Consider the following 25,996-nt stretch of genomic DNA (forward strand, 5'->3'; position numbering starts at 1 on the left):
ATGAACGTTTGCTTAGGCTGAACTAACGTATTTGTACAAAAAAAACGGCCGCTCTTATTCAGAGCGAACCGTCTATTTACTCATTGACCATTCTCATTCGAGTTGTCATTTACATCATCAAAAGTAAGCTGTTGCTGCTCCTCTAGTTTTTGGAACAAGAGCTGTGTCTCCTCTTCCAAGTTCTCAGTGTTCTCGAAATTAGACATATCAGGCAGATCCTTTAGACTTCCTAATGCGAAATAATCTAGAAACGCCTTCGTAGTCCCATATAAGATAGGTCGTCCGATTGCTTCGGCTCTACCTACCTCTTCAATTAAGTCTTTGTTAACCAAAGTATGAATAGCTCGTTCCGTCTTTACCCCACGTATCTCCTCAATTTCTACTCGAGTGATCGGCTGGCGGTAAGCAACAATCGAGAGAGTCTCGAGTGCAGCCTGAGATAAGGAAGAACGAGAAGGTGAATAAGCTAACCGCTCGAAATAAGGGGCATGTTCAGGTAGTGTTGCGAATTGGTATTTCCCCGCAATCTGAACAATCTGTAATCCCCGTTCTTCACGCTCGAATGATGTTTTCATATCCAATAGTGCATCTGTGATTAATTCTGGTCTTTGCTCGGTAACTTCCGAGATCTGCTTAACTCCGAGCCCCTCTTCACCTGCTAGAAATAACAATCCCTCAATAATCGACTTCAATTCCTGAAAATTCATTAACCTGTCCTTCCCCTCTCCACTCCATAACAATATCGTCAAACAGTCTACTCTGATAACAGACGATTTGTTTCATCTTCATCAATTCCAATACAGCGAGAAAAGTAACAACAATCTCATGACGGTACATCTCAGGATGCAATAGCTTTGAGAACAGCAATCTACCGCCCTTGCCGGTCATCTCTAAGGCCGATACGACTTCCCTAATACGATCTTTAACTGAGATTTCATCCCGTTGAATACGTGCGACAACATTTCGTTTAACCGCCCTTCTCAGTGCCTTCTGAAATACAGAGATTAAGTCCTCCGTATGCAGACCTTTCACTGGGTTCTCAACGACTCGAGGCATGAATGGCGTCAAATCCTCCGGCTCTTTGGAGAAAATAAGACTACGCTCCCACTCGCGTTCGTGTAGATGTTCAGCGATTCCTTTATATTTGCGATATTCGATTAGCTTGCGAATAAGTTCATCTCTAGGATCGTCTTCATCATCCATCAAATATTCAAAATCGTCATCAAACTCGATCACTGGTGGTTTGGGCAATAGTTGCTTGCTCTTAATTGACAATAACGTTGCCGCCATGACAAGAAATTCGCTCGTAACATCCAACTCTAATTCCTGCATGCTATGCAAATATTGAAGATATTGATCCGTTATATCGCTAATAGAGATTTGGTGAATATCAATCTCAGCTTTATCGATCAGATGGAGCAGCAAATCAAGCGGCCCCTCGAAAGTTTCCAACTTATATGATACTGTCGTCAATGAAAATATCCTCCGCCCATTAGTGCCTGCTTGTACACATGTAAGTATATTAGTTGATTAAATAACAAGATACAGCGGAGAGAGCGAAATGATTCTAAAGAAGTAAAAGCTTTCCTTGGAAAGTTACCTCGTAAGCATACGCTTCGTTCGCCTTTGTCTCCGAATTTCAACCTTTTAAATAATTTAATCAAGAAATACGGGGACAACAGCGATCGTAAGAACATTTCGCTATCGCAGCCTAATCACAGTCATAATCATCTTATATAGTACAAGCTGAGCAAATGAAAAATGTAGTACCCTAAGAAAAAAGGGTACTACATTAAATAAGCACTATTTTAGCTGTTTCGTCAAGTTTGCCATCTCAATTGCTGCCATCGCAGCATCCCAGCCCTTATTTCCAGCCTTCGTACCCGCACGCTCAATCGCCTGCTCGATATTTTCTGTTGTGACTACACCGAAGATCGTTGGAATACCTGTCTTGAGACCAATGGCTGCTACACCCTTTGCAACTTCATTACATACATAGTCATAATGTGAAGTTGAGCCCCGAATGACCGTTCCAAGTGTTATGACCGCATCGTAGTTGCCACTCTCGGCCAGCTTTTGTGCGGCGAAGGGAATTTCGAATGCACCCGGTACCCAAGCGACTGTAACTTCGTCATCCTGAACTCCATGTCGCTTCAACGCGTCCAACGCGCCTCCCAGTAATTTACTTGTAATAAATTCGTTAAACCGGCCAACCACGATCGCATATTTAAGTCCTTCCGATACGAGAGTTCCTTCGAATACATGTGTCATAGGAATCAAACCTTTCATTATAAGATATTATATTTTTTAGCTGAATTTCTAAGGTTAAACTTTAGCAGATTCATCTTGCTCCAAATCATCAAATTCCAGCAGATGTCCTAGTTTAGACTGTTTGACATGTAAATAATTACTATTATTTTGGTTTTCCTTGATTTGAATTGGTACTCGTTCCACCACTTCCAATCCGTAGCCTTCAAGGCCTTTGATTTTACGTGGATTATTGGTCATTAAGCGAATTTTCCGAACACCAAGATCTTTTAAAATCTGAGCGCCAATCCCATAATCTCGAAGGTCTGCCGGAAATCCAAGTTCAAGGTTAGCATCTACTGTATCCAGGCCCTGCTCCTGCAACTTGTAAGCTTTAAGCTTATTGACAAGTCCAATCCCACGACCTTCTTGCCTCATGTATAAAAGCACACCATTTCCAGCCTCTTTAATTTGGCGGAGTGCCGCTTCAAACTGCGGACCGCAATCACAACGATGGGAATGAAATACATCCCCAGTTAAACATTCTGAATGCACACGTACTAGGATCGGTTTCTCACTATCGATCTCACCCATAACAAGAGCAACGTTTTCCTTGGCATCTACATCATTGGTATACGCAATAGCTTTAAATTCACCGTAATCTGTTGGCATTTGAACTTCTACTTCACGAGTTACGAGCTTTTCTTTTTCGTTACGATAGTGGATTAGATCCTTGATACTTATTAATTTCAAATCAAATGTCTCAGCCATTTCCGCTAAATCCGGAAGCCGGGCCATCGTACCATCTTCTTTGATAACTTCACAGATCACAGCCGCTGGATACGCTCCACACATCCGAGCTAAATCTACTGCTGCTTCGGTATGACCTGCACGCCGAAGCACGCCACCTTTCTTGGCTATCAGTGGGAACATGTGGCCAGGGCGACGGAAATCTGACGGTTTAGCATTAGGATCCATAATCCCTTTCACCGTTGCCGAGCGTTCATACGCTGAAATCCCGGTTGTTGTATCTTTGTGGTCTATAGATACAGTAAACGCCGTTCCATGGTAATCGGTATTCTGTGCCACCATCGGCTGTAAATCAAGTTCTTCCGCACGCTCCTGTGTAATTGGCAGGCACACAAGCCCCCGTCCTTGACTTATCATAAAGTTGATGACTTCAGGAGTGGCTTTTTCTGCGAGAGCGATAAAATCCCCTTCGTTCTCGCGATCTTCATCATCAACCACGATAACTACTTTCCCACGCATTAAATCGTATATAGCTTCTTCGACTTGATCCAGTTGAATATCGTTCATTACGATCCCCTCCTCTGGGTTGTTCATTATACAAAACCATTCTCCACTAGAAATGACATATCTACTGTGGACGATGAAGCTCTGTTGGATGTATTAAGATCACCTTCCCGGGAATTCCCGTATTTCAGTAGGTGCTCCACATACTTCCCAAGTATGTCACACTCCAAATTCACCGTATCGCCAGTATTCTTAAAAGCAAATAAAGTTTCGGACAAAGTATGTGGAATAATCGAAATACTGAACCCTCTATCCGTTATCTCCACCACAGTCAGGCTAATACCATCCACAGTGATCGAACCTTTTGGAATAATGTATTTGAATAAGACATGATCGGCTGGAGCAATTTCGTACACAACTGCATTCTGATCTTTCTTCATGCCCACGATAGTTCCTACCCCGTCGACATGTCCCTGTACGATATGACCTCCAAACCGCCCGCCGGCTAACATTGCACGCTCTAGATTAACTTTGCTTCCAGGCTTCAAATCCTTCAAATTTGTGTTGCGGTAAGTTTGCGGCATCACATCAACAGTGAATTTATTACGATGAAATGTAGTCGCTGTAAGGCAAACTCCGTTTACGGATATGCTATCGCCCAATTTCAGCCCATCGGTTATCAGACCAGCTGCGATTTCCAGCACCATCGCTTCTCCTTTGCGACTGACGGAACTCATTGTTCCTACTTCTTCTACGAGACCGGTAAACATGGGCTCTCCTCCTTTGCTTAGTACATGTAAAAGTGTGGTGAACAGGCATGGACAATCGGTGTGATTCAAACTTCCGATCGTTGTTGCCACGTGATTGTATGATCTTATAACACCCAGCAGGGTTACAATCACGTGGCAAAGACGAACGCTACGCTTCTCCAGTTCTGAATCTCACCTCGTGTCCACCTGTACTTTTCACCACACTTTTAAAAATGTAGTGAATCAAACTCGTTTCGCGGTAGAATACGCGATTGAGTTAGATCAACGGATGCGTCAGGTGGTTTCGGTGGGCCAGATGGGGTTTCCTCTGATGCATACGTTATCTCCGATTTGTTCCACTTGGATGTTGCTTAAAGTGATTGCATCCTGCATGAGGTCAAAACCGTCAAACATGAAGTTCCCTGGAGATTCATAGCCACCGACAAGTTTTGGTGCAAAGAATAGGACGATCTCATCGGCTAGTTTCTTGTGGATGAGGGAACCATTCAATCGACCTCCACCCTCTACAAGAACTGAAGAAATATCCATTTCTCCTAACTTGGTTAGCCCTAGATACAGGTCTACTTCAGGTCCATCACCGCAGGGGATAACCGTGATCCCTTGCTTAGTTAATGTAGACAATCTTCCTTCATCTGCCTGACTTGTTGATAGGATAATCGTCTGAGCTAGGCCGTCAGTAAGTACTTTGGAGGACTCTGGAATCCGTAATGTAGAGTCAACAATGATACGGATCGGTGACAATCCAGGCACCTCAAGTCTCGTTGTTAACTGCGGGTCATCTGCAATAACCGTTCCCACACCAACCATGATCCCTTGATGCCTATGACGCATCGTGTGAACCATCTCACGGGACGACTCATTTGAAATCCATTTACTATCCCCTGACTTAGAGGCGACTTTCCCATCCAATGTACTCGCAGTCTTGATTGTCACGTAGGGAATACCGGTAGTAATAAACTTAATGAATTGCTTGTTCAGCCTGATTGCCCGGTCCCGAAGCACACCAACTTCCACTTCGATCCCGCTCTGTCGAAGTAATTCAATACCACGACCTGCAACCTGGGAATTAGGATCCTCACAAGCCACCACTACTCGTGATACCTTCTCAGCGATAAGTCGTTCTGCGCAGGGAGGGGTTTTTCCATAATGGCTACAAGGTTCAAGTGACACATAGACTGTGCTACCTTCAGCCGACGGTCCGGCCATGTTTAGAGCATAGACTTCAGCATGTGGATCGCCTCTTTTTAAGTACGTGCCTAGTCCAAGGATGGCTCCATCTTTCACCACTACAGCCCCGACAACTGGATTCATCCCCGTTTGACCTTGTGCATGCTCCGCCATATCTAGCGCTAATCCCATGTAATACTCGTCGTTGATCTTATCCATTTGCTCTTCTTCCACCCCCTACAACTGCTGATAAACATAAAAATCCCTACCGGAAAAATCCAGTAGGGAACAATGAGAGTTGTTGTACGCAAATAAAGTCAGCAAATCAGGACATTAGGCGACAAAGTTAAAATAATAGCTAACCCAAATAAGCCTAAAAACCCTTTTTCTAATGCCCACAACAAAGCAATACTACTTTGTGAAAAAATGGACATAAAAAAAACTGCTCTACATTTAGGACACATAGGTATTAATCTATGTGTACCTGCGTTCTCCTTCTCCCATCCAGACTATACTGTCGGTCCCGGAATCACACCGGCTCAGCCATATGCACATGAAAAGCCACATACAGGTCACGGACTCATGCATACCTTGATAGTTTAATCCAAGATATGCCATCACCGTCGGTAGGGAATCTCACCCCTCCCCGAAGGATTGCATCAAATATTAAATTTTGAGTTGTTACTTGAAAAGTATTACCTTTCCATTATGACGGTATCTTATCACCAAGACAAAAATAAATCAAGGTTCCTGGAAACACTTGCACGCAAACTATATTCTTGTCAAAAAATATAACTGAGAATAATTCTCATAATTTAGTGATGATAATCACAAGGGGTGTTCAAAGTTGAGGGTAGGATAAAAGCAACTGGTACAAGTAATTAAACTCTACATAAGGAATGGAGAAATGCGAAATGAATGATTTTAGCTTTGAGGACATGAAACAGATTAAACGGAAAAATTTAGGTTCTGAAGTTCCTTTAGAATTATTCAGGGCTATTCGATTAATTGGAATGTATCAAGGCTTGCCCTCAGGTGGGAAAGGTACAACCATGACGATAGGAAGAAAAATTGGTCAGAGCTTGCCTGTAACAACGGTCGAAGAACTACTACAGCTTTTGGAGGATTTAAAGATTGGTATACCTCACATCATTAGTTCTACTGAACGAAGTATGCATATCGCTGTTGAGGATTGTTTCTGTGAAGGACTTCCAGCACATGAAGGTCAAATGGTCTGTGATCTTGAAGGAGCCATTATGGAGGGGGCATTGTCTAAAATTTACAACAAGAGAGTAACAGCTAAGGAAGTGAAGTGCAACGTTAACGGAGATGAACGGTGTGAATATGAACTGAGATTCTAGCTTACAAAAAATCCCCCTTCTGATGAGTGCCATCAGGAGGGGGATTCATTATATTCCTACTCTTCGTCCCAAACAGTAACTTCTTTCATCTTGTCGCCGGCTTTGATCTGATCAACAAGTTCCATACCGGAAGTAACTTTACCAAATACAGTATGCACTCCATCCAAATGTGGCTGTGCTTCGTATACGATAAAGAACTGGCTTCCGCCTGTGTCTTTACCAGCGTGAGCCATGGATAGAACCCCACGAGCGTGTTTCGTTGTGTTGGTTGCTGTTTCACATTTGATTGTGTAACCAGGTCCACCAGTACCATTACCTGTTGGACAGCCACCTTGAGCAACAAAACCTGGAATTACACGGTGGAATGACAAACCATTATAAAATCCGGAGTTCGCTAATTTTTCAAAGTTAGCTACCGTACCTGGTGCTTCTTCTGGCAAGAACTGAATTTCTAGTTCTCCACCCTTTTCCAAAATGATTTTACCTTTTTTCATATGGATCACTTCCTTTTCATGTCTCTTAAATTGAACCTATTACAGTGTACTATGAAATCGCACAAGGAGCAAAGAGACTTGCAAAGGAAGTTCAAATAATTAAAGAAGAATACCTGAATAAATACCCTTATTTAAGCGAAGGTTGCTTTGAAATCCGTTCTGGAATCAAGTCGCCTGCGATGATATCCTGTAGACTTTCTCTCTTGACGACGAGATCGCTAGTACCCTCATTAACGAATACAACAGCAGGACGAGGAATTCGGTTATAATTGCTCGCCATAGCATAATTGTATGCTCCAGTACAAGCAACAGCAAGTAGGTCACCACTGTTAGCCTTAGGAAGTTCTAAATCCCAAATGAGCATATCACCACTTTCGCAGCATTTACCCGCAATTGAGACCGTTTCTTCGGCAGGATCATTAGCACGATTTGCTAGTGTTGCCTCATATTTGGAATCGTACAATGCTGGACGAGGATTATCTGTCATGCCGCCATCCACAGCTACGTATTTACGCACACCTGGGATGTCCTTCATCGTACCGACCGTATATAAGGTCGTTCCGGCGTCCCCGACAATACTCCGGCCCGGTTCAACCCAGATCTCTGGTAGTTGAGCGTAGACATCGGCAAAATATGTCTTCACAGCATCCGTGATTGACTTAACGTAATCGGATACTTTCAACGGCGTATCTTCAGCTGTATAACGGATGCCGAAACCTCCACCCAGATTCACTACTTTAAAGATAACATCTAGCTTTTGCTTCACTTCTCTCGAGAAGTCTGCAACTCGTTCGATTGCCAATTGAAATCCTTCAACCTCAAAGATTTGTGATCCAATATGAGAATGAAGACCAAGTAAATTCAAGTTCGAACATTCTGAAGCTAGCTGTACCGCTTCAAATGCCGATCCATTTGCGATATCAAAGCCGAACTTGGAATCTGTTTGCCCTGTAGAAATGTATTCATGTGTATGAGCCTCCACCCCAGGTGTAACACGCAGAAGAACATTGACGTTCATACCTTTATCCGCTGCGAGCGCCTGGAGCATGTGAAGCTCAGTAAAATTATCTACTACAAAACAACCGATACCTGCTGATAAAGCCATTTCTAATTCGGCAAGTGTTTTGTTATTTCCATGAAAATGGATACGCTTTGCAGGGAAGCCAGCTTGAAGGGCTGTATAAAGCTCACCTTCTGAGACAACATCAAGGGATAGTCCCTCTTCTTCGACAAGTCGGCACATCGCCATTACACAGAAAGCTTTACTCGCAAAAGCAACCTGAAACGTCAGACCTGATTCTCTAAAAGCCCCCATATATTCGCGGCATCTTTGCCGAACAAGAGCTTCATCCATGATGTACAACGGAGTGCCATAAGTTTCTTTCAATTCTACAGTGTCACAACCGCCAATTTCTAAATGAGCTTTTGCATTTATTTTGCTCGTACCGTGTAAATACATCTATGCAGGCCTCCACTTTCAATTTTTACACCAGTATAGCAAACAACTAGCAAACTGAAAAATGGATTTTTGTGAATATCATTTGTATTCTTTGTAGGACGGCCTGTTTATCTACTCATCAGTTGGCATTCTCGTATTGTCTCTTGTCTTATTTATTGACGGTCTGAGCTTAGAAGTTAAGACCGGTACACGTACCAGAACAGCCGCCATTGCTTTTGCATTAAACGGAATAAACGGCCACATATACGAAGAATTGTAGGAGCGTCGTAACGTAAGGAACACAATCCATGCAGTAACACCTACAATAAAGCCAGATGCACCAAATATGGCGACCGCAACGAGTAGTATAAGCCGTACGATTCGATTAGCTAAACCCAGCTCATAACTCGGTGTTGCAAACATACCGATTGCTGCCACGGCCATATACAACACAACCTCATTAACGAACAGCCCCGTCTTTACTGCAATATCGCCGATCATGATAGCTGCGATCAAACCCATCGCCGAAGCTAGCGGTGTCGGGGTATGTACTGCAGCCATTCTTAGAAGATCTACGCCAATCTCTACAAATATAAACTGAGCGATCAGCGGGATATTTCCCTGTTCTTGTGGACCAATAAATGCTAGAGCAGCCGGCTTCAATTCGGGATGAACAACTATTAACAGCCAGATCGGGAGTAGAAATAGGGAAGCAAATATGCCGAAGAAACGAACCCATCGCAGATAAGTTCCCATAAAGGCTGTTTGTCTATTTTCTTCGGCATGTTGGCATAGATCAAAGAAGGTAGTCGGGAGAATAATGACACTCGGTGAGGTGTCTACAAAAATAACCACGCGTCCTTCCATCATATGTGACGCCACGACATCAGGACGCTCAGAGTAACGTACGAGGGGATAAGGATTCCAACCTTTATGAAGGATTGCCTCTTCCAGTTGCTTGTCCGCTAGTGGGATCCCGTCGATATTCACTTCCTCAATCTTCTTCCGTACGTCATCCACCAAATTTTTATCTACAATATCATCGATATAGGAAAGAACAACATCCGTCCGCGTACGACGTCCAACAGTCATGGCTTCAAATTTAACGCCTGGATCCCGTAGTCGCCGTCTTACAAGTGTCACGTTGGATAGTAAAGTCTCCGTGAATCCATCTCTTGCCCCTCGAACAACCCTTTCTAGCGAAGGTTCTTCTGGACTCCGTGATGGGAAAGAGCGGGTATCCATAACGATTGCTGCCTGTACTCCTTCGATGAACAGTGCACTCATTCCCGTCATTACCTTGTTTACAGCCTCACTTAATTTCTCAAAGGTCATCACTTGAATATGAGGAATATACAAATCAAGTAGTCTTTGGAGTGCATCTTTAGACAGACTGTCCGGCTCCAAATACGTTAGTCTTTTAAGTACATCCTGCATTATTTCATCTTTAGCAAATCCACTAATGTAGAATAGCGCTGTTTTTCTGCCCCCAAACGTCATCTCACGGAATTCAATATCAAAGCTTTCACCAAGTCCTATAACTTCCTTGAGCGTCTGCTTTGTAATCTCTAGCGAATCATTGATCTCGTCTGTTTTCTGCCAATATATAATGGACTCTTCTATAGAGTCGGATTCCTCATTCTCTTTCTTACGCCGCATCGCATCACTATCAACATTATGTAGCCCTTTCTCATCATTCGCGGTTGTCCGTCCCATTTACTCATTCCTCCCTAACGATTTATGACCTGTAGATAAACCATTCAAAAAATGAACCCGCTACCTTACCACATACCATCGCAAGCAGTAAACCTAACAAATAACGCTGCATTCGCAATCTTTTGGCCAGAATCGGAAGAACGTTAAGCACTTCTGTAAGTGCAGCAGCAAGCATCCCAACAAATATCCCATTAAGTAATCCGACAATCCCGCTCCCAATCCATGGGCCAGAAATATGCCAATTCCAGAAATCGCCTACTGTTCCAATAAACGAGCCACATACCATCGCACCTTCGTACCAGTGAACTTTTTTATACGTTCTAGTAACTTGAGCCAGCCTCGGAATTACATCCAGAACGATAAACAACGCTATCACACCACCGCCTACGGCAACGCCCCCCGCTAATCCAAGAAAAATAGAAACTAGACCCGATACTAAGGGGGTCAAGGAGCTTTCTCCCGTACGGAATCATTCGGCATTTTCTTGTACTCCTCAGCTATGATGTAATGATTCAAGTTCTCCTGATATAGAAACATTTCTACTTCAAGCGGGGTAGGTTCATCATTCCAATTTTTTTTGAATAAATGGTTAAAGAAAACAATCATCCCGAGTCCGAGTCCCATGGAATAAGCCGCCTGGAACAAGTAAGGATGCTCGTCTCGTTCCCCCGTGATCATTTCAACGATACGGACTTGTACCTCAGGCATACTGACATCTGCGTGAAAGTTCATAATCGTTAGTGCAGCACCGAAGAACAATAGTAACCAGACGAGCACAAATAGGATTGGAGATGGTTTCTTCTCTTTGCTAACTAGTTCGACTAACACATGCGGCTCACCGACAAATTCGACCTGAATTTCAGGAAACTGTTCTCTGATGACTCTAATGACATGCAACATATCAATAACGATCAAATTTCCATCACGACTCTCTGGCCGAACAAGAACCAGACTCAGCAATTTTGCCTCCTGATCTGGTTCAGCTAACACGCGGGCAACGTCCCCCAGTTTAATCGGAGATCCTGGAGGGAGTCCTACCTGTTTACGAAGACGTAAATATATAATAGAGGCGGGTTTTATCCCCATTAAATTCACCCCTTAACTGCCGTATTGTGCATAGTATGCCAAGACATACTCATTTTTACTCTGTCCCACTGACTCACTGACATAACAAAAAAACGGCTCCTCGGAAAAGTCCCTGAAGAAGCCGTTTTTTAATGTTATGCATTGATTATTGAGCGATCTGGTCACGAATGCTTTGCAATATTTTTTTCTCCAACCGGGACACTTGTACTTGAGATATCCCAAGCCGTGTCGCAACTTCAGACTGGGTCTGATCGCGATAGTATCGCAAATACACGATAAGCCTCTCACGTTCATTCAAACCATCAATCGCTTCATGTAGAGCGAGCTTATCAAACCATCGTTCTTGAGACTCATCGGCAATTTGATCCATTAGCGTGATGGGATCTCCATCATTCTCGAATACTGTTTCGTGAATGGAAGCTGGTGGTTTATTCGCTTCTTGAGCAAAAACCACTTCTTCAGGGGATACCCCGAGTGCTTCAGCGACCTCTTTTATCGTTGGAAGTCGATTCAAATGCTTAGATAACTCATCTTTCATTTTGCGAACTTTATTCGCCATCTCCTTGAGAGAGCGGCTAACTTTGAGAGTTCCATCATCACGTAAAAAACGTTGAATCTCTCCGATAATCATGGGTACCGCATACGTAGAAAACTTCACATCATAACTAAGATCAAATTTATCAACCGACTTTAATAGACCGATACAACCGATTTGAAACAAATCATCTGGGTCGTATCCTCGATTCATAAACCGCTGCACTACAGACCAGACCAGCCGAATATTACTATTAACCAGCCGATCCCTTGCTCCGTTATCGCCAGACTGGCTTAGAGCAATCAACCGCTTCACTTCCGTGTCGTTTAGAAACTCTCGCGAGGTTTGCTTCACATCAGCATCCATAGACCCAACCCCTAATTGTATAAAGCTTTCTTGGATACAATCCGTTTCTTCATTCGAATGGAGGTACCACCACCGACCTCACTGACGACGTCGAACTCATCCATGAAATTCTCCATGATTGTGAAGCCCATACCCGAGCGTTCCAACTCAGGCTTTGACGTATAAAGTGGCTGTTTAGCCAACTCCAAATCCTCAATGCCTCGTCCCTTGTCTTCAATGATCAATGTAACCGTGTCGTCTTCGATACTTGCAGAAATGATCACGACACCTTCTGGATTACCATCATAGCCATGAATAATGGAATTCGTAACCGCCTCCGAAACTACCGTCTTTAAATCAGTAATTTCATCCATAGTAGGGTCGAGTTGAGACACGAAAGCCGCTACGGTTACGCGGGCAAACGATTCATTCTCCGACCTCGCAGCAAAATGCAGCGACATAAAGTTACCTTCAGTTGAACTCATAGCGCCACCTCCAAATCAGAGAGAGCCACTTCTTCGTTCTCGAATATGGACATAATCTTGAACAAACCTGACATATCAAACAGTCGGTACACCGACGGGTTGACGTCGCATAATACCATTCTGCCACCTCTCTGCTTGATCAACTTGTATCTCCCCAGAATAACTCCGAGCCCTGAACTATCCATAAACTGAAGTGATTTCAGGCTTAATACAAGATGACGGCAACCAGCACGACCAAGTTCTTCATCCATACGCATCCGTACATCATCCGCTGTATGGTGATCTAACTCTCCACTTAAACGTACAATTAACGTATCGCGGGTTCTTTCCATCTCCGCATGCAAATTCACGTCTGTTCACTCTCCTCTCTGACATGAACACACATTTCTACATGTAATTGATATAATCCTTCTCTGTGACAAAACTAGAAGAAAACTCCTATGAATCTACAAAAAACAAGTGTGATGCCGTTCGTTTAAACAATGTCCACCAACCTGCTTTATCAATCGCTGAGGGTGCTTTCAATTCAAACTCGGTTAATACCTTACCATCTTGGTAAACAACCAGCTTGCCAATTACCTGTCCTTCTTTCACAGGTGCACTGACCTTTTCAGGCACAACTACCTTCTGGGTGATTCCTTCCGCCGCTCCTTTTTTAACAAGAACGCTCAGTTGACGTGGTGCAATTATTTCAAGTTGGGCTGTTTTACCCTTTTGCACCTTCACTTTGCTGACGACTTCACCCGCTTTATAAATTGGCTGTAATGAATATTGGGAGAATCCATAGTCAAACATGGCCGAAACTTCATTATTTCTAGTCTTTGTATTTGGTTCTCCAAGCACAACCGCGATTAACCTTAGCCCATCCCGTGTAGCGGTAGCTGACAAACAGAACTTCGCTTCGGATGTATACCCTGTCTTAAGACCATCTGCGCCGCTATAGAAACGGACTAACTTATTGGTATTTACCAGCCAAAAGGGCTTTGCAGAATCTTTACGTAAATAATCCTGATAGGAACCTGTGTACTTTGTAATAATTGAATATTTGAGCAACTCTCGGCTCATAACAGCGATGTCATTAGCCGAACTATAATGATTCGTAACAGGTAAGCCATTGCAATTTTCGAAATGTGTATCCTTCATACCCAGTTGTTCTGCTCTTTGGTTCATCAGCTTTATAAAAGCCTTCTCCGATCCAGCGATTTTCTCGGCCAGAGCTACAGATGCATCATTACCTGATGCCATTGCTACCCCTTTTAACATATCGTCAACGGTCATCTCTTCCCCAGGTTCAAGGAAAATTTGTGAACCACCCATGGATGAGGCATATTCGCTCGCCCTAACTTTATCCGTTAATTTCAACGAACCTTTGTCAATGGCTTCCATAGTTAGGAGCATTGTCATGATCTTTGTAATACTAGCAGGTGGTAACTTCTCATGACTTTTCTTCTCGTAAATCACGGTACCTGTGTCCGCATCCATCAAAATAGCAGAACGGGCACTCTCCGCAAGTACGGTACCATCATCGTCTTCATGAAGTCGGCTTTGTGCTGCGTTACTAGATGCAGGATAGACCGAGACTACCAATATCAACGTGAGTATCCACGTCAACATTACCTTTTTCATGATTAATCCCCCTTAGACATACATTTAATTCTGATAACCTAGTATCATCCATATCACGGTAAAATATTCCTTATAGCACAAAAAAACCGTAGCATCTCCGGTAACCCTGATTCGGATTACTGAAAATGCTACGGTTCGCAGCAATTCAGGCTCTATCTCAACCTAGAATCTCTTTATTCCTTCCGGTGTTACGAGAGCAAATACAAGGGGGCGTCTTTGCACTTTAACTGTAGAGATACCATATGCCTCTCTTACTCTATTCCCCGCTTCTACACACCCGGCCCTATGCACCTCATTCAGGTGCAGAACAGCTAATGTTTCACCTAAGGCCACCGGATCACCGATCTTCTTGTGAAGGACTACACCTGCCGCTAGATCGATGATAGAATCCTTTGTCTCTCGTCCAGCGCCAAGTAACATTGCGGCAATTCCAATCTCCTCAGCTTGTATAGACTCCACAAAACCATCACTCGAAGATTTGACTTCGACAATAATTTCGGCCTGAGGGAGTAATTGTAGATCATGAATTTGAGTGATATCTCCACCTTGGGCTTGAACTAAGGCTTTTAACTTGTCCAGTGCTTCGCCACTGCTTAGCTTCTCCTGAAGGATCTTTCGCGCTTCAGCTTCCGACTCTGCCTTTCCACCCAACACAAGCATATGCGAGGCTAATATCAGGCAAACCTCTTCTAAGTCTGCAGGGCCCTCACCCTTCAGAGTTGCTACAGCCTCTTTGATTTCTAGTGCATTACCAATGGCATATCCGAGCGGTTGATCCATATCACTGATTACCGCAACCGTGCTTCTTCCGACCTGTGTCCCTATATCGACCATCGCTTTAGCAAGACGGATGGAATCATCCAACGTCTTCATAAAAGCTCCACTACCCGTTTTGACATCAAGAACGATTGCATCTGCACCCGCCGCAATTTTCTTGCTCATCACGGAACTAGCAATGAGTGGAATTGAATCCACCGTTGCTGTCACATCACGTAGACCGTACAGCTTCTTATCCGCAGGTGTCATGTTGCCGCTCTGACCCACAACAGCAAGTCCGATCTCATTCACTTGATTGAAGAACTGTTCTTTCCCAAGCTCCACAGAGAAGCCTGAGATGGCTTCTAGCTTGTCGATTGTTCCACCAGTATGTCCTAGTCCACGACCAGACATTTTCGCCACTGGCACGCCAGCAGCGGCAACAAGTGGCCCAAGAACAATGGTTGTCTTATCGCCTACACCGCCTGTAGAGTGCTTATCGACCATAAGACCATGAATCGAACTAAGATCAACCATATCTCCTGAAGCAGCCATATGAAGCGTCAGATCAGCCGTTTCACGCGCACTCATACCTTGATAGTATACAGCCATGGCCCAAGCCGCCATTTGATAATCAGGAACATCACCTACACTGTAACCTTGAATCAAGAAGCCAATCTCTTCGTTGCTAAGCTCCAAGCCATCTCTCTTTTTTCGAATCAGATCTACGGCTCTCATCAGTTTCATCACCTTCCAGATTTACAATTCAGGAATGATTGACAGTACAAGACTTAGAAACTTCTCACGAACCCGCTCAGTTGTCTCCATCACTTCAACATGCGATAGCGGTTGATCAAGAATACCAGATGCCATATTACTAATACAGGAAATACCGAGCACTTCGATTCCCGCATGTCTGGCTACAATAACTTCTGAAACGGTGGACATTCCAACTGCGTCCGCGCCTAGTGTACGAAGCATTACAATTTCAGCTGGCGTCTCATAAGTTGGACCAAGGAGTCCAGCATAAACACCTTCCTGAAGCTGTACACCCTGTTCTATGGCGACCCGCTTGGCTGTCTCGCGTAGTTTACGACTATAAGCCTGCGACATATCAGGGAACCTTGGACCCAGTTCATTGTCATTAGGTCCGATTAACGGATTCTTACCAGTCATATTGATATGGTCAGAAATCAGCATTAAATCCCCTGGTTCATAAGCAGTATTAACACCACCTGCAGCATTGGTTACGAGTAGTTTCGATACCCCAAGCTCCTTCATGACTCGAACGGGAAAGGCTGTCAGTTCTGGGCCGTAACCTTCGTACATATGAAAACGGCCTTTCATGAGTACAACGGGTACTCCTTGAAGTGAACCAACTAGCAATTCGCCCGCATGTCCCTCAACAGTTGATTGTGGAAAATGAGGGATATCTTGATAAGCGATACTTACCGCTTCTTCAATATGCTCAGCTAGAACACCTAGACCAGACCCTAGGATAAGTCCAATCTCTGGGGATACTGGAGATTTTGATTTGATGTATTGTGCAGCTTCTCTGATCATGTCTTGCGTTAAAGTCGTCATTATTACTTTCACTCCTAATTATGATTTCAATTGTTTTAGGAAACTTTTCCCATGCTGCGTACCGTTGATGCCAAAGTTATCTGCAATCGTTGCCGCAAGATCCGCGAATGTCGCACGAATACCCAAATCAACTGACTGAGTTAACCCTGGGCTATAAACAAGTAATGGAACGTATTCCCGTGTATGATCCGTCCCTGCATGAATTGGATCATTTCCGTGATCCGCCGTAATGATGAGTAAATCTTGATCTCCTACCTGATTCATCAAATCCGGCAATGAAGCATCAAATTCCTCCAGAGCACGAGCGTACCCTTCTGGATCTCTCCGATGACCGTATAAGGAATCAAAGTCAACTAAATTCGTAAACAATAGGCCTGAGAAATCTTGTCCCATAAGAGCAATTGTCTCATCAATGCCATGACGGTTACTCTTGGTCGGATGGGATCCTGTCACACCTTCTCCACTAAAAATATCGTTGATTTTCCCAACAGCGACTACATCTCTCCCTGCATTCTTCAGGGCGTTAAGAACCGTTGGCTCCGGTGGATTCACTGCATAATCGTGGCGATTGGATGTTCTTTTAAAATTACCTGGCTCGCCAACGAAAGGACGGGCAATAACTCGGCCCACGGTATGTTCCGGTTCTAACGTGAGTCTGCGGGCAATTTCGCATGCGCGATATAACTCGGCCAAAGGAATAACTTCCTCGTGTGCAGCAATTTGAAACACACTATCTGCTGAAGTATATACGATCCACGCCCCTGTTTCCATATGTTCTGCCCCAAGTTCATCAAGAATTTCGGTTCCCGATGCCGGTTTATTACCAATCATTTTGCGTCCTGTCTCTGCTTCAAAGCGAGCGATCAAATCACGTGGAAATCCTTCCGAATACGTTTGGAATGGAGTAGAAATCTTAAGGCCCATCAATTCCCAATGTCCGGTCATCGTATCCTTACCTGTGGAGATTTCAGCCATCTTACCATAAGAAGCAGCTGGAGACTCTACCGCGCTTAGATTTGGCAACTCAGCAATATTCCCAAGCCCTAACTTCTGTAAATTCGGTAATTTGGTGTTCGGCACTTTCTCTAAAATATGACCTAAAGTATGTGAGCCCTCATCGCCATATTTCTTCGCATCCGGTAATTCTCCAATACCCACGCTATCAAGTACAATTACAGTAATCTTCTTAAACTTGTTATTATTATCCATTTTCATTCACTCCTCTTTTCTTAGCGGTTAGTTAAGTTATCCCCATTAGTCATAAAAGCATTCTTCGCTCGGGGGTGAAATGAATCATATACGGATTTAATATTCGGCTTAGATTTATTCAAATAAATCTGTACTGTCGAAACATCAGCATGTCCTAACATTTCCTGAACCGACCTTAAGTCAGCCCCTCCGGCAATTAAATGCGCAGCGAAGGAATGACGTAACGTGTGGGGCGTAATATCGATAACAAATCCGGCTTCTTGACCATATTTCTTAATAATCTTCCAAAATCCCTGGCGGCTAATAGCTATCCCGCGGCTATTGAGAAATAGAGCACCAAGACTCTCATCATGACTCAATTGTGGCCTACTTTCCAGCAAGTACCTTTCCATCCAATCAGCAGTCATACCGCCAATCGGAATAATCCGCTCCTTGCCGGTTGTTCCGGAGCAGCGTACAAATCTTAGGCCAGTATCTACATCCTCCACCTTTAATGAGATGAGCTCAGACACTCGGATGCCCGTAGCGTACAAGAGCTCCAACATCGCCTTATCTCTCATACCCAGCGGGTTGGTTACATCAGGTAATTCCAGCAGTCTTTCCGTTTCCTCCACCGTAAGAGTCTGAGGAGTTTTCTTATCGCTCTTAGGCATGTCCATCATTAGAAATGGATCCTGATCAACAAGTCGTTCACGAACAAGAAATTGAAAGAACGCTCGTAGGGATACCGCGGCTCTAGTGATCGTCGCAGGCGCTTTTCCCCATTCCTTCATTGCAGAGAAATAGAGCAAAATTCCTGCCCGAGTAACCTCACGAAAACTGCTCGTCTCTCGATCATCGAGATAGGCAACAAACTGTTTCAAATCTCTAGAGTAAGACTCTAAAGTCGCACCGCTAAGTCCTTTCTGATCTGCTAAATGAGAAATAAAAGAGGCTACATATTGTTCCAATTTCTCATGCCTCCTTTCATCCACCATAAGTCCTATCCTATAGGATAAGTCTATTTATAATAATTCAACATTCCTACGTAATTCCCTGCTGTTGGGCTTATTCTCCATACCAGAAAAATAACTTTAATCTTTCCGACATTACACCAACGGCACTGTCCCCATCCGTACCGGAACGAAACGCTTTGACGGCGGATCCATCTGGAATACGGTACTTGTCCATCGGAAATATATACCCTTCCAACAGCCCAAGAACCCTATACATGATATAAGCTAATACGATAAAGGCTATCAAATATTTAAGCGATCGCAGCCACTTCCGCAATGAAATTACCATAATCTCTCCCTCTTCCTATATAACCGAAATGCCATCCCATCAACCCATTTGCTCATTGCATGGGACTCGCTTATATCAGTATATAAAAGAGATGTGGCTATTATGTATGTTAGCTATGGTTATGACTTGTTCTTTGCTGGCTACGACTTACAGGCCAAAAAAAGCCTCACACAGCTCAGGTGGCCATGGGAAGCTTCTCGATTCCATTGATTAATCAGTACTTTTATCCTGGTTATCACCATTCTTGTCTTTACAACGATGGCAAATGCCATGAAAGTCAAGGCGATGATCACTAACGGTAAAATTGAACTCTTTGTCCAATCGTTCCTCCAGCTCTCCAAGCCAGTCTTCACGGATTTCATCCATTGCCCCACACTGTACACAAATTAAATGATGGTGATGATGTTTCGATGTGTCCGTCCGCAAATCGTACCGGGCAACTCCGTCACCAAAATTAATCTTCTCCACGACATGCAATTCACTCAATAACTCTAGTGTACGGTAAACAGTCGCAAGACCGATTTCCGGAGCTTTATCTTTTACAAGCATAAATACATCTTCCGCACTTAGATGATCTTCTTCATTCTCTAGCAGTACCCTTACCGTGGCTTCCCGCTGGGGTGTCAACTTGTAACCGTGGGATTGTAGCTGCTGCTTGATTTTATCGATCTTTGCTTCCATGATGTCCCTCCCCCAGGAATCGCCGTGCATTAATTTCTCTTTGATCACTTCTTTTATTATAGGGGGAGTCAAACAACAAAGTCAAACATTTTACTAGAGTTACACAGGGTTTAGAACCTGCTCCAACATAGGAGTAACCCAACTCATCATCACCGGGGTAACCCATGTTTCAAAGGATGACGCCGCCAGGATTACCAGTACCATTGCGAGCGTTAAGCCTGAGTAGGACAGAAAAGGACGCGCTACGCTTCCACTACGGTTCATCAACACCCTACTTCGGATAATGCCTAACGAGAATCCGATTGCTGCAACACTACCTATAAGTAAGGCTGGTATAATAATTAAGTTATGCGGTGCAATTGAAACAAGGGCGAATAATAACCCAGACCAAGTGAATTGCCCAACCAGACAACCCACCGTAAATCCAATCAGAACACCTTTCAGGAAATCAAGAATCAGAATACCTGGAAGACCGATGACAGAAAGTCCTAAAATCCAAATCAGGCCCAGCCACTTCAAATGTAGCGCCGCCACAGCCCAAAAATCCAACTGATTAAACTCAGTCCCTCCTTGATTCACTGATACGAAGAAATCCCCAAGATACCGAGATAAATCCTGCTGTTGCTCTAAAGTCAGTGCATTAACCATTAGCGCACCAAAAACAACACCCATCAGAAAGAGCACAGCTACAAATACATATAGTGGCGTCTGATCCTTGAGCGCATGACGAAAAGGTTGAAGCATGCGTGAGCCCCCTTTCTCTTGAACATAGTCGTCTTTCCCTTTACAACAGACTATGTACAAGCTGGCTACCTTATGCTTCAACCAGAGTGATCAATTGTCGACTTTTTGAACTTCCTCTAGGATAAATGTTCAAAAAGTCGACGATTCAGCACCGAGAAGATTACTTCAAACCGAAGAAGGAGTAGCGGAGTGTAGGCAAACCTACATGAGCAACGGACTTCAAGGATTGGAGTAATCTTCGATGTAGTAAAACATCCAGAGTTACTTCGTGATCAATTGTCGACTTTTTGAACTTCCTCTAGGATTTGATGACCTTACCGTAGGTCCCGCCACCACCTGGCGATAAAGATAGCCGTCCACTGCGTGCTTCGCAGATAAGGGCAGCTAGCTCCTCATCAACTACTTCAGCAAGTTCAAGCTGAGAGACTCGGTGCAGAATATTCATTTCCGTGCCGAAGGCTTCAAGTAGGAGGTTAAGTTTAGCCGGACCAAGCCCCGGAATAAATTCAAGCGGCACCTGATAATGATACGGCGGACGATGAGATGGAATCATCGTCTCCTTGCGGTCACCGATAGAATGAATTCTATCCAGGACACCACGTACTAATTTGGTACTTCCGCAATAAGGGCAACGCTCAACAGAATGCTCAGTCTCGTTGATGATAAAATTACATCCTCCGCAGTATGTTCGGTGGTATTTGCCAAGACGAGGATTCAAACCAAAATTCCCAGCTACCCTCCGGCCACTTTCACGTTTCAGAGCTTTTTCAAATTCTCGGTAGCTAGGCCTTTGCAAGATTAACTCATTATATTCTCTTCCGATCTTACCGAGCGAATGTGCGTCAGAATTAGTTAGAATTGTATATCTGTCCAACTCGCTAATCAGTCCTGCCATTTCACTGTCAGCACTTAGTCCAAGCTCTACCGCACTAATGAGTTCAGGATTAAGCACCTGATCCAACCGTGGGGCACAGCTTCCATAAATACTGCGGTGAGGTGTAAATATATGAGCAGGAATCACCATTCCCCCTCTGTCATAAACCTCTGCTTGTAAATCACGTGCTGGTGCATACACTCGCTGAGAACTTAAACTAACATTCTTCATTCGTTGCTCTAACCAGCCAGTAAATGACTTCATCATTTCGAAGTATGGAAAATAGACAAGAATATGTGCGGGACCCATACCGGGCTCACGAATTTCTAACTCCGAACCAAGTAAGATGGTTGTTCCTTTGTAAGATATCCCACCGTCTTCTAATTCCTTCATTTCGCCCTTTTCCAAGCTTGCTACAATATCCTCTTGTACTCCAGGGGAATGACAGTCGATGATGCCTACAAGTCCAATTCCCTTATGTCCTTGGGCTTCCTTGGCGATGTTCTCAAACGTTAGATTACGACTACCGCTTATTTTGACAGGAGCCCCTTGTTCTGTTCGTCCAATATGAATATGTAGATCAGCATAGTAAGACGATAAGTCCGGTTCCTTTGGACTCATATTTCTTTGCTCTCAGTATCCCGTGCAAGCTGTTGTTGCCAAATATATACGGCCATAATGGTTTTGGCATCTGCAATACGCCCTTCCACGATATACTGCTGACATTCCTCTAGAGTCGCTTCATAAACTTCAAGAAATTCATCCTCATCCAACGCCATCTCCCCAGCCGATAATCCCTCAGCCAAATATAAATGAATGATTTCATCGGCAAATCCAGGGGAAGTATAGAAAGAATGAATGAGACTGATTTGATCACAGTGATACCCTGTCTCTTCTTGAAGTTCACGCTTAGCCGCTTCCATTGGGTCTTCGCCTTTCTCTAGCTTACCAGCGGGGATCTCGAGCTCACATCTTCTCATTGGTTGACGAAATTGATCAACGAGTAGTAAACGCCCCTCATGAATGGCAATGACCGCTACCGCACCGGGATGCTTCACAACTTCCCGAGTAGCCTTGGAACCATCAGGAAGCTCAACTGTATCGATCTGTAGAGATATAATCCTGCCCGAGAACACGGGTTCTGTAGATATTGTCTTCTCGACTAACTTATCATGCGATGTTGTCATTATTATTCCTCCTTTAAATGTAAAACGTCATAACTTGTCCGCCTGAGACATATGGTGTTATTATACCAAACTCGTTAAGAAAAGGAGCATCAACATGAAGTCATATTTCTCAAATGATCGCTTACGTGCCCAAGGAAAGGCTTGGCAAATTCGTATTCTTTTATCTCAGTGGCAAAAAGAGGCGGGTCCTTCCGTTAAAGTAAAAGAACTCTTAGCATCAAGACTCACTAAATAATTGAACTCATCGGACTGGAAGTGATGAACTATGAGCAGTTCTCCAATCTGTGAAAATAATAAGACAGAGCCGTATCGTATAATATATCTCGAAACACTCATTCGCACTGGCGAGATTGAGATAGCTTTTCAATGTATTCAGGAGTGGGAAAAGGAAGAGGCAGCTATTTCATTGCCTTTTCAAGAAGCATTACGACAGTTATCGGTCATTTGCCAACTCCATAGGGATACAAACATTTCCCAACATAACCTGAGTTCTATTCATCTCGCAGAACTTATTCAACGCACTGTATCATTAGGTTTACTTGATATCGCCGACACATTACTGGGTGGATCTCCAGACATTTACCTCCAAAGCGAGCTCATTCAAGCCCTTTATGAACAGGGGTACGTACAAGAAGCTAAGGATAAATTGTCTGCCTATCCCATTAACGAGAACAGTAACTCTATGTTAAATTTGACTTACATTTCTGCTGAGATACTTTATGATGAAGGTCAATATTCCCAAGCAACTGAATTATTTGAGTCCCTTTTGCAAAAGAGTCCCGAAATCGCTCGCGCCCGATTTGGTGCTGCATCCTGTTATTTGAACGAAGCGATGTCCAACCTCCTAAGACGGATTACGTTGTATCATCCCGCTGAAGAAGAGAGGACCAAGATTGAGCGATATCTAAATGACATTACTCAATCTCTCCAAATCATACATAGCTCGGGCTGGCATACCGAATGGTCACTGGAGCAACAACGTAACCTCCCTGCGCAAAGCGTATCCCTCAAGCATTAACTCACTTCTCTTATATTAAGCTAATAACAACGAAAAACCGCCCGAGCAGGCTTTGTAAAGCCTACTGGGCGGTGAATAAACATTGATTAATTAGTCAAAGTCTGCGTGACAATCTCAAGGGCAAGCTGAGCTACTTTAACAATATCCTCACTTTTGATTCGCTCTTTAGTGGTATGAATATCCTCGTATCCCACGGCCAGATTAACGGTTGGAATTCCTAATCCGTTGAATATGTTGGCATCACTGCCCCCGCCTGAAGTAAAGGTATCACCCGAAAGCCCCAATTGATCCGCAGCTTTCTTCGCTAGTTTGACAACATCTTCATTCCCTGAGAAATGGAAGGCCGGGTAAATAATATCGCTCTTAAATTCTCCCCGAGCATTGTAATCACGACAAGCTGATTCAACCGCTTCCTTCATCTCCGCCAGTTGTTTATTGACCTTATCTTGCGAAAGACTCCGCGCTTCTGCATACAACTTCACATAGTCAGCTACAATATTCGTCTGACCGCCGCCTTCAAATTTACCGATATTAGCGGATGTTTCTTCATCAATACGTCCCAGATTCATAAGGGAAATCGCTTTACCAGCCACCTGAATCGCACTAATTCCATCCTCTGGATTCACACCGGCATGAGCCGATTTGCCGAATATTTCAATTTCAATCCGCGCTTGTGTTGGAGCCCCAACACAAATGGTCCCCACTTCCCCGTTAGAGTCAATCGCGAATCCGAATTTTGAGTCAAGATATTTAGCATCTAGCGCTCTCGCACCCAGCAGTCCTGATTCTTCACCTGCAGTGATCACGAACTGAATTTGTCCATGTGGCAGATTGTTCTCTTTCAGAACCTCAATAACTTCTAGGAGGGCTGCAACACCTGCTTTATCATCTGCTCCCAGAATAGTAGTACCGTCGCTGCGAATCCATCCGTCTTCCCCAATTATTGGTGTGATTCCAATTCCGGGTGTCACTGTATCCATATGGCAAGTGAACAGGAATGGCTCAGCCGTATTGGCTCCACTTGGTTTAAGAGTAGCAATTAGATTGCCAGCTCCGTGACCTGTGATGGCCTGGGAGTCGTCCTCCACCACTTCAAGGCCTAGACTTTGAAATTTTGATTTCAGATAATCTGCGATTTGCCGTTCATATTTCGTTTCACTATCAATAGATACTAACTCGATGAATTGTGCGATAACTCTTTCCTTATTTATCATAATACTTTCCTCGCCTTCTTTTTTGCGTTAATATAAATGGATGTAGTCTTTAAATATACTACTTCCAATCTAATTTAATCAAAAGGAGCTTTTCTATATGCGAAAAAAATGGTTAAAGATCGTTATTTATATAATGTTGTTTGCAATGCTTGGATCGACACTACTCGCCCTGATTGAACCATTTCTCATCCGTTAATTACGGGGCTAGCTCCACGACCCATACATGCTAAATACCTCGTTAAAATAGGGGACGATGTCCCGTGAAACTTGCTCCACTGTGAATGGAAGTCCAGTGACATCCTCAAGTGATGTCACTCCATATTGCTCAATGCCACAGGGAATGATGCCCTGAAAGCCATCCGCTTGAATGCCCGCTTTGATATTAAAAGCGAATCCGTGACTGGCGATAAATCCTTTCCTGTGGCGGCACTTATTAAACTTCACGCCGATGGCTGCGATCTTCGTATCCCCGATCCAAACCCCGGTGTATTTCGGTTTTCTAGATCCGTCAACTCCGAACAATCTCAAGTAATTAATGATTACTTGTTCCAGCTCTCGTAAATACCCGTGTAAATCTAAGCCTTTCGTACCATCAAGCCACAATAAGGGATAACCCACAAGTTGCCCTGGTCCATGATATGTAATATCTCCACCTCGATCGATTTCAAACAACGCTATTCCCTGCTCCTGCAACTCTTTTGAACTAAGCAGCAAATGCTCAGGATGACGCTGTGAACCGATAGTATATGTTGGTGGATGCTGAAGAAGCAGCAGGTGTTCCTGCTGCTGACCTTCATCGATGGCTTTTACGAGCATCTTCTGCATTTCCCAAGCTTCCCCGTATTCCATCATCGGAAAATAGCGGATTTGCAAGGACTTCGTCATGCCGTTCATCGCCTCATCTCTAAATATCGCGGAGAA

At 43.8% G+C, this 25,996-nt stretch carries 30 protein-coding genes and 1 riboswitch; of the genes, 4 read left to right on the forward strand and 26 right to left on the reverse strand.

Annotated features, from left to right (window positions below; translation table 11 throughout):
- Window positions 1-80: 80 nt before the first annotated feature.
- From scpB to ribD, 6 genes are all read right to left on the reverse strand, one after another.
- Window positions 81-707: an SMC-Scp complex subunit ScpB gene (scpB, locus tag EJP82_RS04845; protein ID WP_127190906.1), complete on the reverse strand. Its 627-nt coding sequence runs from the start codon at window positions 705-707 to the stop codon at window positions 81-83.
- Entirely contained in the window at window positions 676-1,473 is a 798-nt protein-coding gene (locus EJP82_RS04850) for a segregation and condensation protein A (protein ID WP_127190907.1), read from the reverse strand. The genes scpB and EJP82_RS04850 overlap by 32 nt, the downstream gene beginning before the upstream one ends.
- 330 nt (window positions 1,474-1,803) lie before the next feature.
- On the reverse strand, window positions 1,804-2,271 hold the full coding sequence (ribH, locus tag EJP82_RS04855) for a 6,7-dimethyl-8-ribityllumazine synthase (RefSeq protein ID WP_127190908.1): 468 nt from the start codon (window positions 2,269-2,271) through the stop codon (window positions 1,804-1,806).
- Window positions 2,272-2,325: 54 nt separating this feature from the next.
- Window positions 2,326-3,564 (reverse strand): bifunctional 3,4-dihydroxy-2-butanone-4-phosphate synthase/GTP cyclohydrolase II, encoded by a 1,239-nt coding sequence (locus EJP82_RS04860; RefSeq protein ID WP_127190909.1) that lies wholly within the window; start codon window positions 3,562-3,564, stop codon window positions 2,326-2,328.
- Between the two features lie 26 nt (window positions 3,565-3,590).
- Complete coding sequence (gene ribE / locus EJP82_RS04865) at window positions 3,591-4,271, reverse strand: riboflavin synthase (protein ID WP_127190910.1); 681 nt, start codon at window positions 4,269-4,271, stop codon at window positions 3,591-3,593.
- A 273-nt stretch (window positions 4,272-4,544) separates the two neighbouring features.
- Window positions 4,545-5,657: a bifunctional diaminohydroxyphosphoribosylaminopyrimidine deaminase/5-amino-6-(5-phosphoribosylamino)uracil reductase RibD gene (ribD, locus tag EJP82_RS04870; protein ID WP_127190911.1), complete on the reverse strand. Its 1,113-nt coding sequence runs from the start codon at window positions 5,655-5,657 to the stop codon at window positions 4,545-4,547.
- Window positions 5,658-5,926: 269 nt separating this feature from the next.
- Window positions 5,927-6,096, reverse strand: a riboswitch (FMN riboswitch).
- Between the two features lie 256 nt (window positions 6,097-6,352).
- Between ribD and EJP82_RS04875 the strand changes: the two genes are divergently transcribed.
- Window positions 6,353-6,799: a V4R domain-containing protein gene (locus EJP82_RS04875; RefSeq protein ID WP_127190912.1), complete on the forward strand. Its 447-nt coding sequence runs from the start codon at window positions 6,353-6,355 to the stop codon at window positions 6,797-6,799.
- A gap of 56 nt (window positions 6,800-6,855) precedes the next feature.
- Here the strand turns inward: EJP82_RS04875 and EJP82_RS04880 are convergent, their stop codons facing one another.
- The 18 genes from EJP82_RS04880 to EJP82_RS04965 all read right to left on the reverse strand — a co-directional run bounded on the left by EJP82_RS04880 (window position 6,856) and on the right by EJP82_RS04965 (window position 22,843).
- A complete protein-coding gene (locus EJP82_RS04880; protein ID WP_127190913.1) occupies window positions 6,856-7,293 on the reverse strand; it encodes a peptidylprolyl isomerase in 438 nt (145 codons plus the stop codon).
- Window positions 7,294-7,420: 127 nt separating this feature from the next.
- Window positions 7,421-8,752, reverse strand: a complete 1,332-nt coding sequence (gene lysA, locus EJP82_RS04885; RefSeq protein ID WP_127190914.1) for a diaminopimelate decarboxylase — start codon at window positions 8,750-8,752, stop codon at window positions 7,421-7,423.
- Between the two features lie 111 nt (window positions 8,753-8,863).
- Window positions 8,864-10,390, reverse strand: coding sequence for a spore germination protein (locus tag EJP82_RS04890; RefSeq protein ID WP_370877670.1), 1,527 nt, complete (start codon window positions 10,388-10,390; stop codon window positions 8,864-8,866).
- Window positions 10,391-10,469: 79 nt separating this feature from the next.
- The gene (locus tag EJP82_RS04895; protein WP_127190916.1) at window positions 10,470-10,895 is read right to left on the reverse strand and encodes a stage V sporulation protein AB; all 426 of its coding nucleotides are present in this window, start codon (window positions 10,893-10,895) and stop codon (window positions 10,470-10,472) included.
- Complete coding sequence (locus tag EJP82_RS04900; RefSeq protein ID WP_127190917.1) at window positions 10,892-11,533, reverse strand: stage V sporulation protein AA; 642 nt, start codon at window positions 11,531-11,533, stop codon at window positions 10,892-10,894. Before EJP82_RS04900 ends, EJP82_RS04895 begins: the two co-directional genes overlap by 4 nt.
- Window positions 11,534-11,678: 145 nt before the next feature.
- Entirely contained in the window at window positions 11,679-12,434 is a 756-nt protein-coding gene (gene sigF / locus EJP82_RS04905; protein ID WP_127190918.1) for an RNA polymerase sporulation sigma factor SigF, read from the reverse strand.
- Window positions 12,435-12,445: 11 nt separating this feature from the next.
- Window positions 12,446-12,898 carry an anti-sigma F factor gene (gene spoIIAB, locus EJP82_RS04910; protein ID WP_127190919.1) on the reverse strand — a complete coding sequence of 151 codons (453 nt, stop codon included), beginning with the start codon at window positions 12,896-12,898 and terminating at the stop codon, window positions 12,446-12,448.
- Window positions 12,895-13,248: an anti-sigma F factor antagonist gene (gene spoIIAA / locus EJP82_RS04915; protein WP_127190920.1), complete on the reverse strand. Its 354-nt coding sequence runs from the start codon at window positions 13,246-13,248 to the stop codon at window positions 12,895-12,897. The genes spoIIAB and spoIIAA overlap by 4 nt, the downstream gene beginning before the upstream one ends.
- 88 nt (window positions 13,249-13,336) lie before the next feature.
- Window positions 13,337-14,524 (reverse strand): D-alanyl-D-alanine carboxypeptidase family protein, encoded by a 1,188-nt coding sequence (locus EJP82_RS04920; protein WP_127190921.1) that lies wholly within the window; start codon window positions 14,522-14,524, stop codon window positions 13,337-13,339.
- A gap of 162 nt (window positions 14,525-14,686) precedes the next feature.
- Window positions 14,687-16,018, reverse strand: a complete 1,332-nt coding sequence (locus EJP82_RS04925) for a pyrimidine-nucleoside phosphorylase (protein ID WP_127190922.1) — start codon at window positions 16,016-16,018, stop codon at window positions 14,687-14,689.
- 21 nt (window positions 16,019-16,039) lie between these two features.
- The gene (locus EJP82_RS04930; protein ID WP_127190923.1) at window positions 16,040-16,864 is read right to left on the reverse strand and encodes a purine-nucleoside phosphorylase; all 825 of its coding nucleotides are present in this window, start codon (window positions 16,862-16,864) and stop codon (window positions 16,040-16,042) included.
- Window positions 16,865-16,882: 18 nt separating this feature from the next.
- Window positions 16,883-18,073 carry a phosphopentomutase gene (gene deoB / locus EJP82_RS04935; RefSeq protein ID WP_127190924.1) on the reverse strand — a complete coding sequence of 397 codons (1,191 nt, stop codon included), beginning with the start codon at window positions 18,071-18,073 and terminating at the stop codon, window positions 16,883-16,885.
- Window positions 18,074-18,093: 20 nt separating this feature from the next.
- On the reverse strand, window positions 18,094-19,023 hold the full coding sequence (gene xerD, locus EJP82_RS04940; RefSeq protein WP_127190925.1) for a site-specific tyrosine recombinase XerD: 930 nt from the start codon (window positions 19,021-19,023) through the stop codon (window positions 18,094-18,096).
- Between the two features lie 97 nt (window positions 19,024-19,120).
- Complete coding sequence (locus EJP82_RS04945; RefSeq protein ID WP_127190926.1) at window positions 19,121-19,357, reverse strand: DUF4227 family protein; 237 nt, start codon at window positions 19,355-19,357, stop codon at window positions 19,121-19,123.
- Window positions 19,358-19,567: 210 nt separating this feature from the next.
- Window positions 19,568-20,038, reverse strand: a complete 471-nt coding sequence (gene fur, locus EJP82_RS04950; RefSeq protein ID WP_127190927.1) for a ferric iron uptake transcriptional regulator — start codon at window positions 20,036-20,038, stop codon at window positions 19,568-19,570.
- 99 nt (window positions 20,039-20,137) lie between these two features.
- Complete coding sequence (gene spoIIM / locus EJP82_RS04955; RefSeq protein WP_127190928.1) at window positions 20,138-20,782, reverse strand: stage II sporulation protein M; 645 nt, start codon at window positions 20,780-20,782, stop codon at window positions 20,138-20,140.
- 298 nt (window positions 20,783-21,080) lie between these two features.
- On the reverse strand, window positions 21,081-22,277 hold the full coding sequence (locus tag EJP82_RS04960; protein ID WP_127190929.1) for an endonuclease Q family protein: 1,197 nt from the start codon (window positions 22,275-22,277) through the stop codon (window positions 21,081-21,083).
- A complete protein-coding gene (locus tag EJP82_RS04965) occupies window positions 22,274-22,843 on the reverse strand; it encodes an NUDIX domain-containing protein (RefSeq protein WP_127190930.1) in 570 nt (189 codons plus the stop codon). The genes EJP82_RS04960 and EJP82_RS04965 overlap by 4 nt, the downstream gene beginning before the upstream one ends.
- Window positions 22,844-22,937: 94 nt before the next feature.
- On the opposite strand from EJP82_RS04965, the gene mciZ reads away from it, so the two are divergent.
- Together mciZ and EJP82_RS04975 are read left to right on the forward strand one after the other, a co-directional pair.
- Entirely contained in the window at window positions 22,938-23,078 is a 141-nt protein-coding gene (mciZ, locus tag EJP82_RS04970; protein ID WP_127190931.1) for a Z-ring formation inhibitor MciZ, read from the forward strand.
- Window positions 23,079-23,108: 30 nt separating this feature from the next.
- On the forward strand, window positions 23,109-23,861 hold the full coding sequence (locus EJP82_RS04975) for a tetratricopeptide repeat protein (RefSeq protein ID WP_127190932.1): 753 nt from the start codon (window positions 23,109-23,111) through the stop codon (window positions 23,859-23,861).
- Window positions 23,862-23,947: 86 nt separating this feature from the next.
- On the opposite strand, the gene EJP82_RS04980 is transcribed toward EJP82_RS04975, so the two are convergent.
- Entirely contained in the window at window positions 23,948-25,075 is a 1,128-nt protein-coding gene (locus EJP82_RS04980) for a M20/M25/M40 family metallo-hydrolase (RefSeq protein ID WP_127190933.1), read from the reverse strand.
- A 97-nt stretch (window positions 25,076-25,172) separates the two neighbouring features.
- Between EJP82_RS04980 and prli42 the strand changes: the two genes are divergently transcribed.
- Window positions 25,173-25,271, forward strand: a complete 99-nt coding sequence (gene prli42 / locus EJP82_RS04985) for a stressosome-associated protein Prli42 (RefSeq protein ID WP_127190934.1) — start codon at window positions 25,173-25,175, stop codon at window positions 25,269-25,271.
- Between the two features lie 8 nt (window positions 25,272-25,279).
- Here the strand turns inward: prli42 and lipB are convergent, their stop codons facing one another.
- Window positions 25,280-25,960, reverse strand: a complete 681-nt coding sequence (lipB, locus tag EJP82_RS04990) for a lipoyl(octanoyl) transferase LipB (RefSeq protein WP_127190935.1) — start codon at window positions 25,958-25,960, stop codon at window positions 25,280-25,282.
- Window positions 25,961-25,996 lie beyond the last annotated feature (36 nt).

The organism is Paenibacillus anaericanus (assembly GCF_003994475.1).
In the GTDB taxonomy this organism is placed as follows: domain Bacteria; phylum Bacillota; class Bacilli; order Paenibacillales; family Paenibacillaceae; genus Fontibacillus; species Fontibacillus anaericanus.

Excerpts from the sequence above, each read along its gene's own strand:
- spoIIM (WP_127190928.1), bottom strand. The coding sequence starts at position 20,782 with ATGCTTCAACCTTTTCGTCATGCGCTCAAGGATCAGACGCCACTATAT.
- deoB (WP_127190924.1), bottom strand. The coding sequence starts at position 18,073 with ATGGATAATAATAACAAGTTTAAGAAGATTACTGTAATTGTACTTGAT.
- EJP82_RS04925 (WP_127190922.1), bottom strand. The coding sequence starts at position 16,018 with ATGAGAGCCGTAGATCTGATTCGAAAAAAGAGAGATGGCTTGGAGCTT.
- EJP82_RS04890 (WP_370877670.1), bottom strand. The coding sequence starts at position 10,390 with ATGCGGCGTAAGAAAGAGAATGAGGAATCCGACTCTATAGAAGAGTCC.
- EJP82_RS04900 (WP_127190917.1), bottom strand. The coding sequence starts at position 11,533 with ATGGGGATAAAACCCGCCTCTATTATATATTTACGTCTTCGTAAACAG.
- EJP82_RS04960 (WP_127190929.1), bottom strand. The coding sequence starts at position 22,277 with ATGAGTCCAAAGGAACCGGACTTATCGTCTTACTATGCTGATCTACAT.
- prli42 (WP_127190934.1), top strand. The coding sequence starts at position 25,173 with ATGCGAAAAAAATGGTTAAAGATCGTTATTTATATAATGTTGTTTGCA.
- ribH (WP_127190908.1), bottom strand. The coding sequence starts at position 2,271 with ATGACACATGTATTCGAAGGAACTCTCGTATCGGAAGGACTTAAATAT.
- EJP82_RS04875 (WP_127190912.1), top strand. The coding sequence starts at position 6,353 with ATGAATGATTTTAGCTTTGAGGACATGAAACAGATTAAACGGAAAAAT.
- lipB (WP_127190935.1), bottom strand. The coding sequence starts at position 25,960 with ATGACGAAGTCCTTGCAAATCCGCTATTTTCCGATGATGGAATACGGG.
- EJP82_RS04930 (WP_127190923.1), bottom strand. The coding sequence starts at position 16,864 with ATGACGACTTTAACGCAAGACATGATCAGAGAAGCTGCACAATACATC.
- EJP82_RS04945 (WP_127190926.1), bottom strand. The coding sequence starts at position 19,357 with ATGGTAATTTCATTGCGGAAGTGGCTGCGATCGCTTAAATATTTGATA.
- EJP82_RS04980 (WP_127190933.1), bottom strand. The coding sequence starts at position 25,075 with ATGATAAATAAGGAAAGAGTTATCGCACAATTCATCGAGTTAGTATCT.
- EJP82_RS04975 (WP_127190932.1), top strand. The coding sequence starts at position 23,109 with ATGAGCAGTTCTCCAATCTGTGAAAATAATAAGACAGAGCCGTATCGT.
- fur (WP_127190927.1), bottom strand. The coding sequence starts at position 20,038 with ATGGAAGCAAAGATCGATAAAATCAAGCAGCAGCTACAATCCCACGGT.
- EJP82_RS04965 (WP_127190930.1), bottom strand. The coding sequence starts at position 22,843 with ATGACAACATCGCATGATAAGTTAGTCGAGAAGACAATATCTACAGAA.
- ribD (WP_127190911.1), bottom strand. The coding sequence starts at position 5,657 with ATGGATAAGATCAACGACGAGTATTACATGGGATTAGCGCTAGATATG.
- lysA (WP_127190914.1), bottom strand. The coding sequence starts at position 8,752 with ATGTATTTACACGGTACGAGCAAAATAAATGCAAAAGCTCATTTAGAA.
- EJP82_RS04860 (WP_127190909.1), bottom strand. The coding sequence starts at position 3,564 with ATGAACGATATTCAACTGGATCAAGTCGAAGAAGCTATATACGATTTA.
- scpB (WP_127190906.1), bottom strand. The coding sequence starts at position 707 with ATGAATTTTCAGGAATTGAAGTCGATTATTGAGGGATTGTTATTTCTA.
- EJP82_RS04880 (WP_127190913.1), bottom strand. The coding sequence starts at position 7,293 with ATGAAAAAAGGTAAAATCATTTTGGAAAAGGGTGGAGAACTAGAAATT.
- ribE (WP_127190910.1), bottom strand. The coding sequence starts at position 4,271 with ATGTTTACCGGTCTCGTAGAAGAAGTAGGAACAATGAGTTCCGTCAGT.
- mciZ (WP_127190931.1), top strand. The coding sequence starts at position 22,938 with ATGAAGTCATATTTCTCAAATGATCGCTTACGTGCCCAAGGAAAGGCT.
- sigF (WP_127190918.1), bottom strand. The coding sequence starts at position 12,434 with ATGGATGCTGATGTGAAGCAAACCTCGCGAGAGTTTCTAAACGACACG.
- spoIIAB (WP_127190919.1), bottom strand. The coding sequence starts at position 12,898 with ATGAGTTCAACTGAAGGTAACTTTATGTCGCTGCATTTTGCTGCGAGG.
- EJP82_RS04920 (WP_127190921.1), bottom strand. The coding sequence starts at position 14,524 with ATGAAAAAGGTAATGTTGACGTGGATACTCACGTTGATATTGGTAGTC.